Origin of the sequence: Nocardia sp. NPDC004068 (assembly GCF_042874315.1) — a bacterium.
Classification (GTDB): domain Bacteria; phylum Actinomycetota; class Actinomycetes; order Mycobacteriales; family Mycobacteriaceae; genus Nocardia.
Genome location: NZ_JBIAMW010000011.1, coordinates 160,932 through 178,785 on the forward strand (window position 1 = coordinate 160,932; position 17,854 = coordinate 178,785).

General features: G+C 70.4%; 13 protein-coding genes. 5 read left to right on the forward strand and 8 right to left on the reverse strand.

Annotated elements, in window-relative coordinates:
- Positions 1-4: 4 nt before the first annotated feature.
- Positions 5-778 (reverse strand): hypothetical protein, encoded by a 774-nt coding sequence (locus ACFYTQ_RS26780; protein ID WP_387366594.1) that lies wholly within the window; start codon positions 776-778, stop codon positions 5-7.
- A gap of 232 nt (positions 779-1,010) precedes the next feature.
- Between ACFYTQ_RS26780 and ACFYTQ_RS26785 the strand changes: the two genes are divergently transcribed.
- From ACFYTQ_RS26785 to ACFYTQ_RS26795, 3 genes are all read left to right on the forward strand, one after another.
- Complete coding sequence (locus ACFYTQ_RS26785; protein WP_387366597.1) at positions 1,011-2,828, forward strand: peroxidase family protein; 1,818 nt, start codon at positions 1,011-1,013, stop codon at positions 2,826-2,828.
- Positions 2,821-3,936 carry a catalase family protein gene (locus ACFYTQ_RS26790; RefSeq protein WP_387366600.1) on the forward strand — a complete coding sequence of 372 codons (1,116 nt, stop codon included), beginning with the start codon at positions 2,821-2,823 and terminating at the stop codon, positions 3,934-3,936. Before ACFYTQ_RS26785 ends, ACFYTQ_RS26790 begins: the two co-directional genes overlap by 8 nt.
- Before the next feature lie 118 nt (positions 3,937-4,054).
- The gene (locus tag ACFYTQ_RS26795; protein WP_387366603.1) at positions 4,055-6,655 is read left to right on the forward strand and encodes a LuxR C-terminal-related transcriptional regulator; all 2,601 of its coding nucleotides are present in this window, start codon (positions 4,055-4,057) and stop codon (positions 6,653-6,655) included.
- Here the strand turns inward: ACFYTQ_RS26795 and ACFYTQ_RS26800 are convergent.
- On the reverse strand, positions 6,645-8,072 hold the full coding sequence (locus ACFYTQ_RS26800) for a glutamate decarboxylase (protein ID WP_387366606.1): 1,428 nt from the start codon (positions 8,070-8,072) through the stop codon (positions 6,645-6,647). The two genes, ACFYTQ_RS26795 and ACFYTQ_RS26800, sit on opposite strands and share 11 nt — an antisense overlap.
- 250 nt (positions 8,073-8,322) lie before the next feature.
- Here ACFYTQ_RS26800 and ACFYTQ_RS26805 point away from each other — a divergent pair, with 250 nt between their 5' ends.
- Together ACFYTQ_RS26805 and ACFYTQ_RS26810 are read left to right on the forward strand one after the other, a co-directional pair.
- The gene (locus tag ACFYTQ_RS26805; protein ID WP_387366609.1) at positions 8,323-8,691 is read left to right on the forward strand and encodes an STAS domain-containing protein; all 369 of its coding nucleotides are present in this window, start codon (positions 8,323-8,325) and stop codon (positions 8,689-8,691) included.
- 9 nt (positions 8,692-8,700) lie between these two features.
- A complete protein-coding gene (locus ACFYTQ_RS26810) occupies positions 8,701-9,072 on the forward strand; it encodes an anti-sigma factor antagonist (protein WP_387366612.1) in 372 nt (123 codons plus the stop codon).
- A gap of 1 nt (position 9,073) precedes the next feature.
- Here the strand turns inward: ACFYTQ_RS26810 and ACFYTQ_RS26815 are convergent, their stop codons facing one another.
- The 6 genes from ACFYTQ_RS26815 to ACFYTQ_RS26840 all read right to left on the reverse strand — a co-directional run bounded on the left by ACFYTQ_RS26815 (position 9,074) and on the right by ACFYTQ_RS26840 (position 17,851).
- Entirely contained in the window at positions 9,074-9,505 is a 432-nt protein-coding gene (locus tag ACFYTQ_RS26815) for an ATP-binding protein (protein ID WP_387366884.1), read from the reverse strand.
- A gap of 108 nt (positions 9,506-9,613) precedes the next feature.
- Positions 9,614-11,458 (reverse strand): asparagine synthase (glutamine-hydrolyzing), encoded by a 1,845-nt coding sequence (gene asnB, locus ACFYTQ_RS26820; RefSeq protein WP_387366615.1) that lies wholly within the window; start codon positions 11,456-11,458, stop codon positions 9,614-9,616.
- Positions 11,459-11,568: 110 nt separating this feature from the next.
- Positions 11,569-13,092 carry a substrate-binding domain-containing protein gene (locus tag ACFYTQ_RS26825; protein WP_387366618.1) on the reverse strand — a complete coding sequence of 508 codons (1,524 nt, stop codon included), beginning with the start codon at positions 13,090-13,092 and terminating at the stop codon, positions 11,569-11,571.
- 209 nt (positions 13,093-13,301) lie between these two features.
- Positions 13,302-14,339 carry a YdcF family protein gene (locus ACFYTQ_RS26830; protein ID WP_387366621.1) on the reverse strand — a complete coding sequence of 346 codons (1,038 nt, stop codon included), beginning with the start codon at positions 14,337-14,339 and terminating at the stop codon, positions 13,302-13,304.
- A gap of 87 nt (positions 14,340-14,426) precedes the next feature.
- On the reverse strand, positions 14,427-16,055 hold the full coding sequence (locus ACFYTQ_RS26835; protein WP_387366624.1) for an ABC transporter substrate-binding protein: 1,629 nt from the start codon (positions 16,053-16,055) through the stop codon (positions 14,427-14,429).
- Positions 16,056-16,084: 29 nt separating this feature from the next.
- The gene (locus ACFYTQ_RS26840; RefSeq protein ID WP_387366887.1) at positions 16,085-17,851 is read right to left on the reverse strand and encodes a gamma-glutamyltransferase family protein; all 1,767 of its coding nucleotides are present in this window, start codon (positions 17,849-17,851) and stop codon (positions 16,085-16,087) included.
- Positions 17,852-17,854: the final 3 nt, after the last annotated feature.

Consider the following 17,854-nt stretch of genomic DNA (forward strand, 5'->3'; position numbering starts at 1 on the left):
GAACTCACGCCTGCGCACCGACATCCGGCCGGAAGTCTCCCCGATTGCGCGCGATCAGCGTGCCGAGCAGGCGGGTTCTCGTCTCCCCCGCGGCGATGGCGGACCCGCCGTCGCGCACCCGGGCCTCCAGCCTGCGTTGCGCGGCGGCCGCGCGGTCGTCCAGATCGGCGGGCGTCTCGCCGGGCCGGGGGACGACCAACAGGGACAGTTCGACCAGATCGAGATCCGCGACGCTCCACCGTTCGGCCTCCACCTCCTGATCGCCGAGCCGCACCCGCTTCCACTTCGTCCACCCGATGGGCCCCAGCGCCACCAGGTGTTCGACCGCCACCCCGTGAACCGTGCAGCTGATCAGGAACTGCCGTTGCACCGAATCCAGGACCGTGGCGATATCGCCGTCCGGTCCCGCCGCGGCGCGCAGCGAACCGGACGGGCGGCGGCTGGTCAGGCAGGCCGACCAGGCGCGCGTCTCGCCATGCCAGCGACGGCTCACCCGGTAGCGGACGTCACCCTCGGTGAACGACGCCGCCCAGCGGCCCGACAGCTGATCCGGATGACACGGCCGCAGCTCGACGCTCACATCGTCGTAGTGCTCGCCGGTGCGCATCCGGATGACGATCCCGCTCGACATCAACGTCGGCGAACCACCGGTCGGTCGGGGACGAGCCTCGGCGAACCACACATCCCGGCGCTTCACCCGCCGATCAGCGGTCGAACGGTCGATCGCGTCGGCGATTCCGCCCTCGAGGTCGACCCTGATTTCGATCGGCGTGATCACACGCGTATTCCTTTCCCCCGACCATGCCATGGACCCTCCTGTCGTCACGCGGTCCGCCGAAAGCGTGGACCGAGGACCCTTCCCCCGGCACGGGTAGTCCGCTACTCGAAACCGCCGACCGGCGATCGGGAGTCGCCACAGGCTTGCCGGGGCGATTCGCGTAGAGCGCTACTCGTGCCCGCGACCACGCCCGCGCCCGAGACTGGGAGCCCAGTCGAAGGGAGGTTCTCGAATGCTCGGGACAGAACCGACAGCACTACTGACCCGCCTGCTCAGCCGGGCCGCCGAGGCGGTCGACCATCGGGTGGGCTGGTCCGGCCTGCCCATGCCGCTGGGCCTGGCCGTACTCGTCGGGCTGCGCAGCCGGATGCGCCGCCACAACCTGTTCGACACCGGCACCGGCAAATCCGATCCCCTACCGGTCGATCCGGAGACCGCCGAGGCGCGTCGGGGCGCGCGCACCCTCGACGGCACCTACAACGATCTGCGCGCGCCCCGCACGGGTTCGCTCGGCTGCCGCTTCGGCCGCAACTTCCCCCCGGAGTACACCTACCCGGAGGAGGACGAGCGCCTGTGGACGCCCAATCCGCGCGAGATCAGCCGAAAGTTGCTCGGCCGCACCGAGTTCCAGCCCGCCACCACGCTGAACCTGTTGGCGGCGGCCTGGATCCAGTTCGAGGTGCACGACTGGGTCAGCCACACCGACTCCGACGCGCCCCCGTGGCGGGTACCGCTGCCCGACGGCGACCCGTGGCCGGACCCGGACATGACGATCGCCCGCACCGCCTCCGACCCCGACACCGAACTCGGCGCGCCGCCCGCCTACCGGACCGGCGACACCCATTGGTGGGACGCCTCCCAGATCTACGGCAACACACCGGAATTCGCGGCGGCCATCCGCTCCTTCGAGGGCGGCAGGCTCGCCCTCGACGACCAGGGCCTGCCGCCCGCGAAGGCCGAGCAGCTGGTGGATCTCACCGGCCCCGCGGGCAATTTCTGGGTCGGGCTGGCGCTGCTGCACTCGCTGTTCATGCGCGAACACAACGCGATCTGCGACCGGCTGGCGCGGCGCTATCCGGACATGACCGACCAGCAACTCTACGACACCGCGCGACTGGTCAACGCGGCGCTGATCGCCAAGATCCACACCATCGACTGGACCCCGGCGATCATCGCCCACCCGACCACCGTCGCGGCCATGCGCGGCAACTGGTTCGGCGTCCTGGGCGAGGGGTTCCAGCGCCGGTTCGGCCGCGTGAGCGGCAGCGAAATCCTCAGCGGCATACCGGGTTCGGCGACCGACGACTCCGGCGTGCCGTACTCGCTGACCGAGGAGTTCGTCGCCGTCTACCGCATGCACCCGCTGATCCCCGACGAGTTCACCGTCCGCGCCCTCGCCGACGACGCGGTCCGCGCCGAACACGAGTTCCCGGATCTCATGGTCACCCATGTGCGCGAGCGCCTGGCCGAGACCCCGATGGCCGACCTGTTCTACTCCTTCGGCCGCGCGCACCCCGGCGCTCTGAACCTGCACAACTATCCGCGGCACCTGCAAGAGCTCACCCGCCCCGGACATCCGCTCACCGATCTGGCGACCCTCGAGATCCTGCGCGTGCGGGAACGAGGGGTGCCGCGCTACAACGAGTTCCGGCGGCAGCTGCGGCTCGCCCCGGCGGCCTCCTTCGCCGAGCTGACCGACAATCCCGACTGGGCCCGCGAACTGGAACGGATGTACGGCGACGTCGAGGACGTCGATCTGATGGTCGGGCTGTACGCCGAACCCAAACCCGCGGGATTCGGCTTCAGCGACACCGCCTTTCGCGTCTTCGTGCTGATGGCATCCCGGCGGCTCAACGCGGATCGCTTCTTCACCAGCGACTTCCGCCCCGAGATCTACACCGAGGCCGGACTGGCCTGGGTGCGCGACAACACCATGCGCAGCGTACTGCTGCGCCACTTCCCCACGCTGGCGCCCGCGCTCCACGGCGTCGCCAACCCGTTCGCGCCGTGGCGGAGCACCGCCCGGAAAGGAACCCCCGGCCATGACTGACCTGGCAACGCCGCGCACCACCTACCTCCGCTACCGCGAGGACCTCGAACGGCCCCGGCCCGACGAGGAGGAGATCATCGACAAGATCATCGAGGTGTTGCGGCACAACAACGAACGCGCCTACCACACCCACAAACACGGCCTGCGCGACGCGCACGCCAAGAGCCACGGCATCCTGCGCGGCGAACTCGTCGTCCACGCCGATCTGGCGCCGGAACTCGCGCAGGGCCTGTTCGCCCGGCCCGCGACCTATCCGGTGATGGCCCGGCTGTCGAGCACCTCCGGCGTCATCCGCAGCGACCAGTTGCGCGGCGTGCGCGGGCTCGGCATCAAGGTGCTCGGCGTGTCCGGGCCGCGGGTGCTGCCCGACGACCACGCCACCACCCAGGACTTCGTCATGGTCACCCATCGCGAATTCCTGTTCGCCGACGCGCACGCCTACCTCACCCGCGGGATGCCGACCGCCTGGCTGCTCGCCCGGCTGCCCGATCCGGTGTTGCAGACCGGCGCGACCGTGCTGTCCGCGCTCGACGAACGCGTCCTGCGGCGCATCGGCCGGCCGCTGCCGCCGACGCTGAACGTGTTCGTGCGGCCCAACACCCACATCCTCGGCGACACCTTCCACACCTCGGCGCCGCTGCGCTACGGCGACCACGTCGCCAAGCTCCTCTACGCGCCCTCGTCGCCGGAAGTCGTTGCGCTGCAAGGCGAACCGCTGCCCGAGACGGGGATCAACGCGCTCCAGGACGTCGTGGTGGACTTCTTCGCCGCGCACGGCGCGGAATACGAACTGCGCGTGCAGCTCTGCACCGACGAGCGGCGCATGCCCATCGAGGACGCCACCGTGGAATGGCCCGCGTCCGAGTCGCCCTACCGCACCGTCGCCACCGTCCGGTTCCCGCCCCAGGATCCCTACAGCCCGCAGCGCCGCGCCTACGGCGACGACGTGTTGTCGTTCAATTCCTGGCGCGGCCTGGCCGCCCATCGGCCGCTGGGATCGATCAATCGCCTCAAGAAGCGGGTGTACGAGGCGTCCAGCAACTACCGCCATCACGTCAACAACGCACCACGCGTCGAACCCACGGATATCGACCAGCTGCCGAACTGAAACGCCGTCATGACAAATCACCACATTTTCCCGAATTGAACGCGTCGCGGTGAATTCCGAACGCTCGGCAGCGCGACAACGTCGCGTGAGTGCCCGGCAGGATCTACACTTTCTGCCCATGGGCGACTGGCAGCTGCTCGATCGTCCCACCGAATTCGAGATGGTTCGACACGCATTGACGAGCGGCGCCACCGGTGGCGTCGTTCTCGTCGGCGCCGCCGGTGTGGGGAAGACGACGCTTGCCCGCCTGGTGACCTCGAAACTGACCGTGCCGGTTCGGTGGGCGGCGTGCACACAATCCTCGCAGGCCATTCCACTGGGCGTTTTCGCGCCCTGGATCGCGGTGACGGCGTCGCGCGACCCGATCGCCCTGCTGAGCTCGGCCCGGGAAAACCTGGTGGCCCAGCAGGATACGGTGATCGGCGTCGACGACGCCCATCTGCTCGACGAGCTGTCCGCAACGCTTCTGCATCAAATCGCGGTGGACGGGTCGGCGCGGATTGTGGCCACGGTTCGTTCCGGCGAACCGGTTCCCGATGCCGTCACATCCTTGTGGAAGGACGGCTACCTGCAACGCGTCGAATTGACGGCATTCTCGAAACAGCAATGCGTCCGTCTCGTGGAAACGGTTCTCGGTGGCGCGTTGGAGGGCCTCAGCGCGGACGTGATGTGGGATTCCTCCGGCGGCAATCCCCTGTTTCTGCGCAACATGGTCGAGGGCGCGCGGGAGGCGGGCACCCTCACCGAGGTCAGCGGGGTCTGGCAATTGCGCGGCCCGACCGCCGTGCCGTCCGGCTTGGCCGCCCTGCTGGAGGAGCGGCTGGTGCGCGCGGACGAACCCGTGCGCGAGGCGCTGAAAATGCTCGCGCTCAACGAACCGCTCGATATCGATGTGCTCGTGGAACTGGTCGGGGAAAAAGCGGTCGACGCCGCCGAGATCGCCGATCTGATCCGGGTGAGCGACGACGGGCGCGGGCACATCAGCGCGCGCTTCAGCCATCCCCTGCTCGGCGATGTGCTGCGCCGCCGCATCGGTACCGCCTCGGCCCGCCGCGGGCGCGGCCGCATCGTCGAGGCGCTGCGGGACCGTCCGCTCACCACCGCGGGCGACCGCATCCAGTTCGCGCAGCTGTATCTCGACAGCGACCAACCCGTCGACGTCGAGCTGTTGGTCACCGCGGCCAAGGACGCGATCTTCCTGTCGAATCTGGCGCTGGGCGAACGGTTCGCGCGCGCGGCGTTCGAACGCGGCGGCGGCCTGCGCGCCGCGGAACTGCTCGCCCGCGCGCTGCTGTGGCAGGGCCGTCCGCTCGAGGCCGACGCCATCCTGGCCGCCTTCGATCCGGACGACCTCGATCAACTCGAACTCGTGCAGTGGGGACTGCCGCGGGCGAGCCTGCTGTTCTGGTCGCTCGGCGACATCGAGCACAGCCGCGAACTCATGGATCTGATGACCGCCCGCGTCGAGCACCACATGCTGCTGCTGGTGGTCGAGGCCGCCGCGGCCGCGATGACCGTGCACCTCAACAGAATCGAGGAGGGCATCGCCGCCGCCGAACGCGTGCTCGCCGACCGCGAATCACCCAAGCAGGCCATCGATTTCGCGGCATTCGCCGCCGGACTGGCCATGCCGGTCGCCGGGCGCGGCGCGGACTTCGAACCCATCGCCGCGCGCAGCCGCGCCGAGAAGAAGCCGACCGACGGCATGATCCGGGTCATGGTGCGCTACAGCGACATTCTGGCGCTCACCATGATCGGCGAGCTCGATCTGGCCGAGCAGCGCGCGGTCGAGTACAGCCGATTCTCCTCGGCCGCACAGTTTCTCGGCTGGGCGATCGCCAAGATCGGCGCGGGCGTGGTCGCCACCTATCGCGGCCGGTTCCGCGAGGCCATCACCTCCTTCGAACAGGCACTCGCCGCCATGCACGCGGAGAAGTCGCTGCCCTGGCAGCTGCCCGCCCGGTTGCTGCTCGTGCGCGCCTACGCCGCGCTCGGCGATGTGCCGCAGGCCGAACGCGTGCTCGCCGAGGCCGCCCAGCACAGCGGTCCGCATCTGGCCCTGCACGAACCGCAGCGGCTGCTCGCGCAGGCGTGGCTGGCCGCGGCGTCGGCCGGGCGGCACTCGGCGGTCGAACTCGCGCGCAAGGCCGCCACGACCGCCCGCAGCGCGGGACAGTACGCGCTCGAGGCCGAGGCCCTGCATCACGCGACCCGGTTCGGCGACCGCACCGACGCCGCCCGCCTCGCCACCCTCGCCAACCGCGTGCAGGGTCCGATCGCGGGCATCTACGCCCGGCACGCCGCCGCGGTCGGCAATACCGATCCGGGCGCGCTGGCCGCGGTCAGCGCCGAATTCGAGGGCGTGGGCCTGCTGCTGTCGGCGGCCGACGCCGCGGCGCAGGCCGTGCCGATCCACGACCGCGCCGGACGCCGCCGCCTCAGCGCCGAGGCCGCCGCCCGCGCCCTGCAACTGGCCGCCCGCTGCGACGGCGCGGCGACCCCCGCCATCACCGCGGCCGCGCAGCCGCTGCCCATCACCGCCCGCGAACGCGAGATCACCGCGCACGTCGCCCGCGGGCTGTCCAACCGCGAAATCGCCGAGCGCCTCGGCGTTTCCGTGCGCACCGTCGAGGGCCACATCTACCGCGCGTGCACCAAACTCGACGCCGAGGACCGCGACCAGCTGGCCAAGATCGTCTGGCGCGAGCTCAGCTCGTAGTCCGCGACGCCGGGACCGATTCGGCGCCGTGGGCGAAGCCCGCGGTCTCGGGTCCGTGCTGCGGCCGGTCCTGACCCCGCAGGCGGGGCAGGACCCGCTCGAGCGCCTCGATCAGCAGATCGGCCAGATCGTGGCTGAAGCCGTTGCGCACGACGACACGCAGCACCGCGAGATCCTCGCGGTCGGTGGGGAAGGTGTAGGCGGGCACCAGCCAGCCCTGTTCGCGCAGGGCCGCGGACACGTCGAACACCGAGTACCCGCGCTCGCCGTCGGCGAGGGTGAAGGCGAACACCGGTAACTCGCTGCCGTCGGTGAGCAGCCGGAACGCGCCGAGCCCCGCGATCCGGGCGGCGAGCGAGGTCGCGACGTCGCGGCAATACCGTTGCACGCGTTCGTATCCCGTGCGCCCGAGCCGCAGGAAGGTGTAGTACTGCGCGACCACCTGCGCGCCGGGCCGGGAGAAGTTCAGCGCGAAGGTCGGCATCCGCCCGCCGAGGTAGTTCACGTGAAAGATCAGATCCTCCGGCAGCGCCGCCGCGTCCCGCCACACCACCCAGCCCACGCCCGGATAGACCAGACCGTACTTGTGGCCGGAGGTGTTGATGGAGGCCACCCGTGGCAGCCGGAAGTCCCACACCAGCTCGGGGTCGCAGAACGGCGCGATCATCGCCCCCGACGCGCCGTCCACGTGCACGGGAATATCCCAATCATATTGGCGCGCAAGCTCGTCCAGCGTCGCGCAGATCTCGGCCACCGGTTCGTAACTGCCGTCGAAGGTGGAGCCGAGGACCGCGACCACACCGATGGTGTTCTCGTCGCAGTGCCGCGCCGCCTCCTCGGCGGTGAGGTGGAATCGGTTGCCGGACATGGGAACCAGGCGCGGTTCCACGTCCCAGTAGTTCGCGAACTTCTCCCAGCAGACCTGAACGTTCACGCCCATCACCAGATTCGGCCGCTCGGTGGACAATCCGGCCGCGCGGCGGCGCTGCTGCCAACGGCGTTTCAGCGCCAGCCCCGCCAACATGCACGCCTCGCTGGAGCCGGTGGTGGAGCAGCCGGTCACGGCCCGCGCGTCCGCGGCGTGCCACAGGTCGGCGAGGATCCGCACGCAGCGCTGCTCGAGGGCGGCGGTGCGCGGGTACTCGTCCTTGTCGATCATGTTCTTGTCGAAGCACTCGCTCATCAGGGCGCGGGCCGTCGGCTCCATCCACGTCGTCACGAACGTGGCCAGATTGAGCCGGGCGTTGCCGTCGAGCATCAGTTCGTCGTGCACGACCTGATAGGCCGTATCGCTGTCGAGTTCGTCCGCGGGCAGCCGGTCCCGCGGCACGCTGACCGGTTCGCGGGTGAACACGGGGTTCACCGCCACATCACCGGAGTCGAGATCCGACGAGTGGGAAGGATGGATCAGGGGCATACGAGCCTCCCTCGCGCGTGGGTGGGTGTCGCGACGCGTGCCCGAGCGTAGCCGCTCGCCGTCCGGACGGGTGGAACCGCGCGCGGAGCGGCGACGACGACCCGAATCGTGCGGTGGCCCAGGGCGATTCGGGACGGCCCGACGCGAAACAGGCCGACCAGTCTTTCTGCGCGGAAAGGTCCCCTCCGGGTTACAGTGGGTGCGGCGGCCGGGGTCGGGTCGGCCGCCCTCGGTCGAAAGGACGGACGGCATGCAGAGTCGGGACCGCACCCGGAGCGTCGGGCCGGACGGCCTGCTCACCGCCACCGTCGGCCGCCTCCCGGACGCGGTGGTCGTCACCGCCGCAGGGGAGATCGATCTCGCCACGGTCGCGCATCTGCGGGCCGCGCTCGATCAGGCCGTCGCCGCCCCGGAGCCGGTGCTGATCGTCGATCTCACCGAGGTCGAGTTCATCGGTTCGACCGGGTTGTCCGCGCTGCTGGCCGCCGCCGAGGCCGCCGCGCCCCGGCCGCTGCGGCTGCTCGCCTCGCCGCGGGTCCGGCGCCCGCTCGCGGTCACCGGATTGGATCGGATCCTGTCGGTCTACTCCGACCTCGTCGCCGCGCGCACCGCTCTATAGTGTCGATCCGTGACAGAGCGGGAACAGTCCTCGGCGACACCGGAATTGCGGGTCGAACACGGGATGATCGGCGAGGTGGCGGTGGTGACGCTGTACGGGGAGATCGACGGCGACACCGCCCCGCGGCTGGCGCAAGCGGTCCGGGAGGGCATCGCCCGCACGCGCGCGGACTTCTGCGTGATCGATCTGACCGATGTGGACTTCCTGGGCGGCGCGGGCCTGAAGACCTTGGCCGCCACGGCCGAGGCCGCGGAACACCGCAAGCACCCCCTGCGCATCGTGGTCGACGAGAACCGTCCGGTCATCCGCCCGCTCGAGATCACGGGACTGGAGAAGTTCCTGGCCCTCTACCACACCGTCGACGAGGCCCTGCGCGCCTGACTCACGAATCGGCCACGCACGCGGGCGGATAGCGCGGCCGATCCAGCGACACCTCGGCCCACACCGTCTTGAACCCGTCGCGCCGCGCGACCCCCCACGCCCGAGCCAGCTGATCGACCAGAATCATCCCCCGTCCCCCACTCGAATCCGGCGTCCGGATTCGCGGCTCCCCCGCCCCGCTGTCGTCCACCTCGACCCGCAACCGCGGCGGCCCCGTGGGCATCGACACCCGGCATCGCCGCGGCGGCCGCCCGTGCTCCCACGCATTGCTCACCAGTTCGTCCACGACCTGCACCGCGTCCTCGACGATCACCCCCGTCTGCGGTGCCAGCATCCCTCGCACGATCTCCCGAATCCGCCACTCCGCCACCGCGTCCAGATCGAACTCGACCCCCGGCTCCCCGTCCCCCGGCCCGAGCCGTAACGGTGTCATCACCCAGCCACCTCCCGACTCCTGGCAAACCCACGACACCGCCCGTTTACCCACCCGCGTCCGAAAGAAAACCGGTCGGTGGTCCGGGGCACCCGGCGGAACCGGTCCTCAATCCAGCTGTAGCCGCGGCGAATACATCTCCAGCCAGGTGTGCAGATCGATCGCGCGGTCGAGCCCCATCCGCACCTGGGGTTCCATCCGGCTCGGATCCTCCGCGACCGCCTGCTGCAACCAGTTCCGATCGAGAATGCCGAACAGCTCCGAATCGTGGTCCGCCAGGAGCTCCTTCCCGAGTTGCTGGAGGTTCGCCGCATACCCGGGATCCTGCGTCGAAGGGTACGGGCTCTTGACCCGATCCACCACCGATTGCGGCAACACATGTTTCGTGGCGTGCCGCAGCAGACTCTTCTCCCGCCCGTCGAAGGTCTTCAGCGACCACGGCGTGTTGTAGACGTACTCGACCAGCCGGTGATCGCAGAACGGTACCCGCACCTCGAGCCCCACCGCCATGGACATCCGATCCTTGCGGTCGAGCAGCTGCCGCACGAACCGCGTCAGATGCAGATGACACACCGTGCGCATCCGCCGTTCGATCTCCGACGCGCCGTCGAGCTGATCCACCTCCGCACACGCGGTCGCGTACTCGGCGTCGACGTAGTCGGTGAGCTCCAACCGGTCGCGCAGCCCCGGCTCGAGCATCTCCCACCGCGCCTCGTTGCGCAGGGCATTGCCGAAGGCCATCCACGGAAAGGTGTTCGCCCGCACCGCCTCCGGATCGTGGAACCAGCGGTACCCGCCGAACACCTCGTCGGCCGACTCTCCCGACAACGCCACCGTCGACTGCTCGCGAATCGCCTTGAACAGCAGGTACAGCGAGGTGTCCATATCCCCCAGCCCCGCCGGGATGTCCCGCGCCCCGATCACCGCGCGCCGCACCGCGAGACTCGACAGATCGCCGGGATCGAGCACCACGTCGTGATGCGCCGACCGCACCAGCGCGGCCACCTCCCGCACGAACGGCGAATCCGGCGTGTCGCGCATCTCGTCGGGAACGAAGTTCTGCTCCTGATCGGCGAAATCCACCGAGAACGTGCGCAGACGCTCGCCGTGCTCGGCCAGCTGCCGCGCCGCCAGCCCGGTGATCGCGCTGGAATCCAGTCCGCCCGAGAGCAATACGCATCGCGGCACATCGGAGATCAGCTGCCGCCGCACGATGTCGGTCATCAGCTCGCGCACCCGGTCCACGGTCTCCGCGCGGCCGTCGGTGTGCTCCACGGCCTCGAGCCGCCAGTAGGTGCGTTCGCGAATCCCGTTGCGGTCCACCGTGATCACCGTGCCGGGCAGCACCTCGCGCATCCCCTTCCACAGCGCCCATCCGTGCGCCTTGGTGAACGCGAACAGCTCCCGCAGCCCGTCGCGGTCGACGACCCGCTCCGCCAGCGGATTCGCCAGGATCGCCTTGGGTTCCGAGCCGAACAGCACCCCGTCGGGCGTCGGGTGGTAGTAGAACGGCTTGATCCCCATGCGATCCCGCACCATCAGCAGCTTCTCGTCGCGCTGATCCCAGATGGCGAACGCGTACATGCCGTTGAGGTGGTCGACCATCGCCTCACCCCATTGCAGGTAGGCGTGCAGCACCACCTCGGTGTCGCTGTCGGTGGTGAACGAATGTTCCTGGGCCGCAAGCTGTTCGCGCAGCTCGCGGAAGTTGTAGGTCTCACCGGAGTAGATCAGTCCGACATCTCCCGCGGGCGTGCCGAAACTCATCGGCTGGGTGCCGCCGGGCAGATCGATGATGGCCAGCCGACGATGTCCGAGTCCGGCGTGCGGCCGCACGAAGGTGCCGCTCCCGTCCGGCCCCCGGCACGCCATCGTCTCGGTCATCGCGTCCAGAACAGCCTGCTGCTGGGTCAGATCACGCTCGAAGGACACCCAGCCCGCGATACCACACATATCGCAGCCTTCCCTGTGGTGGGCAAAATTGGTTAGGGCAAACAACTATGCGTAATCCCGTTGTAACACAGCGCTTCCGAGTGCGCCACAGTCCCCGTGTTTCCGCTGGTCTACCGGTCCGGGCTACAGGCGGCGGTCCGGTCGAGCTCGGCGCACGGGGTGTCGCCGTGCGCGCGGATGATGTCCTTCCCGGCGTGGTCGGTGAGGAAGCGGAGGAAGGCGGCGGCCAGCGAGTCGTAGGGCAGTTCGCCGTTGCTGTAGGCGTATTCGACGCCCCAGAAGGGATAGGCGTGCGCCAGGACCTCGTCGCGCGCGGGGCGGTGCCCGTCGATGGTGACCGCGACGACGCCGGGCGCGTGGGCGGCCTCGGTGTAGGCGGCGTAGCCGATCGCGCCCGGGGTGGCGGCGACGGTCTCGAGCATGTCGCGGGTGAGCGGCACCTCGCAGGCGGCCGGGCCGGGCGGGTTGGTGACCCGGATGGCGCGACAACTGTTCTGCGGCAAGGTGACCGGCGCGCCGTCGAGCAGCCGTTGCTGGAAGGTCTCCCGGGTGCCCGACCCCAGCGCGCGATTGACCAGCCGCACCGGCTGCGCCGGGCCGCCGAGTTCGCTCCAGTCGGCGATCCGGCCGCGGAACAGGTCGCCGATCCGGGCGGCGGGCAGATCGTGAATCCCCGAGTCGCCGTTGACGATCACCGCGAAGGTGGCCATGGCGAGCGGCCGGGGCAGCAGGTCGGGATAGCCGACGCCCTTGGGCCCGTCGGTGATGGCGAGCAGGCCGGGGTTGCCGCGGCCCTCCTCGTCGACGCGGGCCAGGCCGCGTTCGCTGCCGTCGAAGGCGAACGTGAACCGCGCTCCCGCACAGGTTTTGCGGTAGGCGTCGGCGGCGTCGTGCACGACCGGCTCGAACGCCGAGGACCCGACCACGGTGAGCGAACCGGATACGCAGTCGGCCGCGGGCGGATCGTCGCCCACCAGCGCGACCGCGAACTGGACCACGATGATGACCACCAGGAACACCAGGAAGCCCAGCACATTGCGGGACACCCCGGTGCGGCTGCGGGTTTCGCAGATCCGCCCGCCCTTGAGTTTGCCGCGCAACGTCGGTTCGGGGTAGTCGGCGTCGGCGGTGCTGCGCTCGAGGATCGCCAGGATCTTGTAATGGTCGCCGCGGTTCATCGGCACCTTGGGCAGATCGATGACGCCCAGTTGCCGAGAGGTGTCCTCGCGCACCGCGATTCCCCGCCCCGGCTCGAGGTAGTCGCGCAGGCTGCGGTCGCTGAGTTCGTTCACCGCGGTGCCGAGCACCCGCCGACGCGGGAACTCCAGATGCATACCCACCGGCTCGTCGCCGGGCGTGGCGTAGTCGCCGGGGTCGATGTAGGTGACGCCGTTGTTCTCGATGCGCACCAGCACGATCGACAGATCCCGGAGTCCGGGATCGCCCTCGGCCGCGTGCAATTGGGTGAGGACGCCCGGGTAGACCGAATCGATCTCGCCGGTCACGGGCGTGTCCATCTGCACGCGGTACCCGAGCTGTTTGCGGCGGATCACCACGAATTCCCACACGAACGCGATCAGCGAGACCGCGAGCGCGATGATCGGCAGCCCGATCTGGATCAGATAGTTGTCCACCAGGACCGAATCCCCCGAATCCCTTGCCTGCCCGCCATTCTCGGCCGCCCCTCCCCCTCCGGCCAGGGTTGCCACCCAACGTTGGCCGACAATTCACCTGGCCGCCCCGCATCGGGCGGAGTTCACCGCAACGCCGACTCACCTGTCGCCCCAGGCCGGCGGCGGCCACCGCAACGTCAACTCACCTGTCCGCTCCACGCACGCGGCGGTCACCGCAAGGTCAGGGCGGCGTCGGCGGCCGCGGTGACCAGCGCGACGGCGGTGGCCGCGGCGACGACGGCGTGCGAACGGCGATAGTGGGTGGTGAGGACCGCGACGAATTCGCGCAGGAACGCGGCGGGCAGGAAGTAGGTCGCGGTGCGCGCGCCGAGGACCTGGGCGTCCACGCCGAGCCGCCGGGTCAGCGCGGCGGTGCGCAGGACGTGGAAGTTGCTGGTCACCACCGTCATTCGCAGTTTCCCGGGCGGAAGCGCGCGGGCCTCGAGTTCGCGCAGGCAGTTGCGCAGGTTCTCCTCGGTGTTGCGGGAGCGGCGTTCGCGCACGACCACGCACCCGGGAATTCCGCGCGCGGTGAGGTATCGGCCCATCGCGTCGGCCTCGGAGGTGGTCTCGTCCGGGCCGCGGCCGCCGCAGGTGACCACGATCGGATTGCCCCCGGCCGCGACCGCCGCGCGGTAGACGCGGATGCCCCGATCCAGCCGGGCGGCGAGCAGCGGCGTCACCGCGCCCCGATTCAGCCCGCAGCCCAGCACGACCACGGCATCGACCTCGGTCCGCTCGGGCAGTCGCTCGTAGAGCAGGGCGTAACCGCCGAACGCGATCAGATGCACCACGAGATACGCGCCCAGCGCGCCGGATACCAGCGCGAGCTGCATCGCCCACTCGGGCGCCCGGGTGCCCGCGTCGGCGGCCACGACCGCGGCGACCAGCACCAGCAGTCCCGCCCCGACCACCAGCGGCGTCGAGGTGATCGGGGCCAGGCCCTCCCGCCGGATCACCTGGACGCCGTTGACCACCAGCGCGAGCGCGGTCACCGTCGGCACCAACGCCACGACGACGCGCACGGCCGGGCCCGGCACCGCGAGCGGGATCACCGCGGCGAGCGACAGCACCACGCCCGCGGCCAGCGCGCCGACCGCGCCCAGCAGGACGAACCCGGTCGAGAGCCGCCGCGGCTCCCGCCTTATCCGCGTCACCCCGACGATCGCCAGGACAACCCCGGCGCACAGCAACACCGTCGTTCCCATCCGCCCTCGCCTCCAGCGCCATCCGTAGCCGACGCACCGGCGATTCCCCCTTCCGCCGCCGCGAAACCGCAGACGGGCGAGTCGATTTCAGCCGTTCCGATCCGTCACGAATGCGGCTTTTCCGAGCCGGACGGCGCCGTCGCCGTACACCTCGACGCCGATGACCGAGGTGGCGTGCACGGTCAGATTGCGCACCCGATAGGTGTAGATGTACGGATTCTCCCGCTGCACGATCCGCACCGCCTGCTCGTAGAGCGGCCCGCGCTGCGCGGGGCTGGGGCTGTGCGCGGCCCACCCCAGCACCTCGTCCAGTTCGGGCGAACTGAATCCGCTGTAGTTGCCGGAGGATCGGCTGGTGAGGAAGCGGGCGATATTGCCGTCCGGATCGAGCCGCCCCGACCAGCCCAGCAGCAGCGCCTCGTAGTTGCCGCGCTTCTGCGCGGCGAGCATATCGGCGTATTCGGCGGGCACGATCCGCAGATCGAACCCGCCCTCGGCGAGGGCGGTCCGCAGCTCCTGCGCGTAGGCGAGCTGGTCGGCCACATTCATCACCTGCATGGTGATCGGATACGGTTGCGGCACACCGGCTTCGGCGAGCAGCCGCCGGGCGCGCTCCGGATCGTGCGGCGGGCAGGCGGTGGCGGCCGCCGTGGCGTAGGAGGTGCGCGGCGCGATCGGGGTGCACGCCGGTTCGTACCAGCCCTTGAACACCTTGTCCACCAACGCCTGTCGATCGATGCTCAGCGAGATCGCCAGGCGCACCCGGGGATCGGTGGCCAGCGGGGTGTCGATGCGCCCGGCCGGTTTCCCGGCCCCGTCGACATTGCCGGTGTTGAGGTAGAAGCCCTGGAACCCGAACGAACCCGACACCAGCAGACGCAGCCGGGAATCGGCGCTCAACGCGTCCACGTCCTGCGGGGACATGGTGTCGGCGACCTGGATCTCCCCGGCGCGCAGGGCGGCGGCGCGGGCCTTGGGGTCGGGCATGACCCGGTAGGTGATCCGGTCGAGGTGCACGGCGCGGGCGTCGTAGTAGAGCGGATCGCGCTCCACCACGATGCCGTGCGGTCCCCGCTCGACGAATTTGAACGGACCCACGCACACCGGCCGATCCCCGAAGTCCTTGCCGGTCTCGCGCAAGGTGTACGGGGACATGATCATTCCGGCGCGGTCGGCGAGCGCGGCGGTGATCGGGGCGAACGGCGTGCTGAAGTGGATCACCACCGTCGCGGACCCGTCGGTCCCGATATCGGTGATCGGGCCCAGTTCGCCCGTGCGCTGCGAGCCGTCGAGGGTGAGGTGGCGTTGCAGGCTGGTCCGCACCGCGTAGGCGTCGAAGGTGGTGCCGTCGGCGAAGCGGATCCCGGCCCGCACCGGAACGGTCACGGTCAGGCCGTCGTCGGAGAAGCGCGGCAGATCGGTCGCGAGCTGCGGGACCAGATTGCCGGAGGCGTCGTTGTCGTAGAGCTTCTCGCAGATGGTGTTCATGACGTAGCGCGTGTACAGCGAGCTGGAGGTGGTCGGATCGAGGCGGTCGGGCTCGTTGGACAGGCCCATCACCAGCTCACCGCCCGCGCGGACCGGCCGGTCGCCGACCGGGGTGCCGTAATCGTCCATGTGCGTGGCCGTTTCGACGGTCGGCGTGGTCTGCGAACAGGCCGCGGCCGCGAGGACCACCAGGGCCGCGGCGATCGGTCGGAACCAGCGAATGCGCATCGGCGTCAGCCCTCTGTCTCGGATTACACTCATCGGCCCGCCGCGTACCCCTGCATCCCCCGCGGATTGGCCGCGGCGGACAGCACGCCGGTCTCCGGATCGCGGGCCACCGCGGACAACCGGCCCTCCGACCACGGGCCGTTCACCCGGACGCGGTGCCCGCGGCGTTCGAGGTCAGCGATCACCCCGGCGTCGAACCGCGATTCCACCACGACCCCATTGGGATTCGTCGCGCGCGGATAGAACGAACTCGGGAAACTCTCCTGATGCCAGTTCGGCGCGTCGATCGCGGCCTGGAGGTCATCCCCGTGATACAGCGCGACGGCCAGGAAGAAGTGCAGGCTCCACTGATCCTGCTGATCCCCGCCCGGCGTGCCGAACGCCAGCACCGGCTCCCCGTCGCGCAGCGCCAGCGACGGGCTCAGCGTGGTGCGCGGGCGGCGGCCCGGCGCCAGGGAATTCGGCAGATCCGGCTCCAGCCACGCCATCTGCAACCGGGTGCCGAGCGGGAAACCGAGTTCGGGGATCACCGGATTGGATTGCAGCCAGCCGCCGCTGGGCGTCGCCGCGATCATATTGCCCCAGCGGTCCACGACGTCGAGATGGCAGGTGTCACCGCGCACCCCGCCATCGGGGCCGACGGTCGGTTCGCCGATACCGAAACCCGTTGGCGCGTCCCGTGTTTCGGCGAGGGCGAACGCTGGCAGGCGCGGTGGCGCGCCGTCGGGACGGCCGGGCCGCAGCTCCGCCGACGCGGTCGGCCCGATGAGTCGCGCGCGCTCGGCGTTGTATTCGGGCGAGAGCAGCGTGGCGACCGACACCGTCGCGCCGTCGCCGTACCATGCCTCGCGGTCGGCCATGGCCAGTTTCGACGCCTCGATGAGATGGTGGTGATACTCGGCCGTGCCGTAGTCGGGCAGCTCGGCCAGCAGGGCGAGCTGCTGGGCGAACACCGGTCCCTGACTCCACAGCCCCGGTTTGGCGATGGTCCAGCCGTTCCAGTCGTAGGTGACCGGATCCTCGTACGCCGCGGCGTGATTCGCCAGATCGTCGCCCGAGAGGGTCCCCGCGTGCCGCTCGCCCGAGGTGTCGAGCGTCGGGCGCGCGGCGGCGGCCGTCAACGCCTCCGCGACGAATCCGCTGCGCCACACCCGCCGCGCCGCCTCGATCCGGCTCTCGCGGTCGGATCCCGCCGCCTCCGCCTCGGCGAGAACCCGCCGCCAGGTGCGTGCCAACGCCGGATTCCGCAGCAGCGCACCGGGTTCGGGCGGACGGCCGTCGCGCAGGTAGATCGCCGCGGAGTCCGGCCACTCGGCGCGGAACAGGTCGGCGACGGCCGCGACGGCCGCGCCGATCCCCGGCACCGCGGGCACCCCGCGCTCGGCGTACCCGATGGCGTAGGACAGCACCTCCGCCAGGGATTTGGTGCCGTAATCGCGCAGCAACAGCAGCCACGCGTCGAACGCGCCCGGCACCGCCGCCGCCAACGGCCCGGTGCCCGGGACCAATTCGAGCCCCAGCCCGCGATAGTGCGCGACGGTGGCCCCGGCCGGGGCCGGGCCCTGCCCGCACAGCACCCGCGGCGGCCGCCCGGCGGGCGCGAGCAGGATCGGCGCCTCCCCGGCCGGGCCGTTGAGATGCGGTTCGGCGACGTGCAGCACGAACGCCGCCGCCACCGCCGCGTCGAAGGCGTTGCCGTCGTGCTCGAGCACGGCCATGGCGGTGGCCGAGGCCAGCCAGTGGGTCGACGACGCCATGCCGAAACCGCCCCGCAGGGTGGGCCGCGTGGTGAACACCGC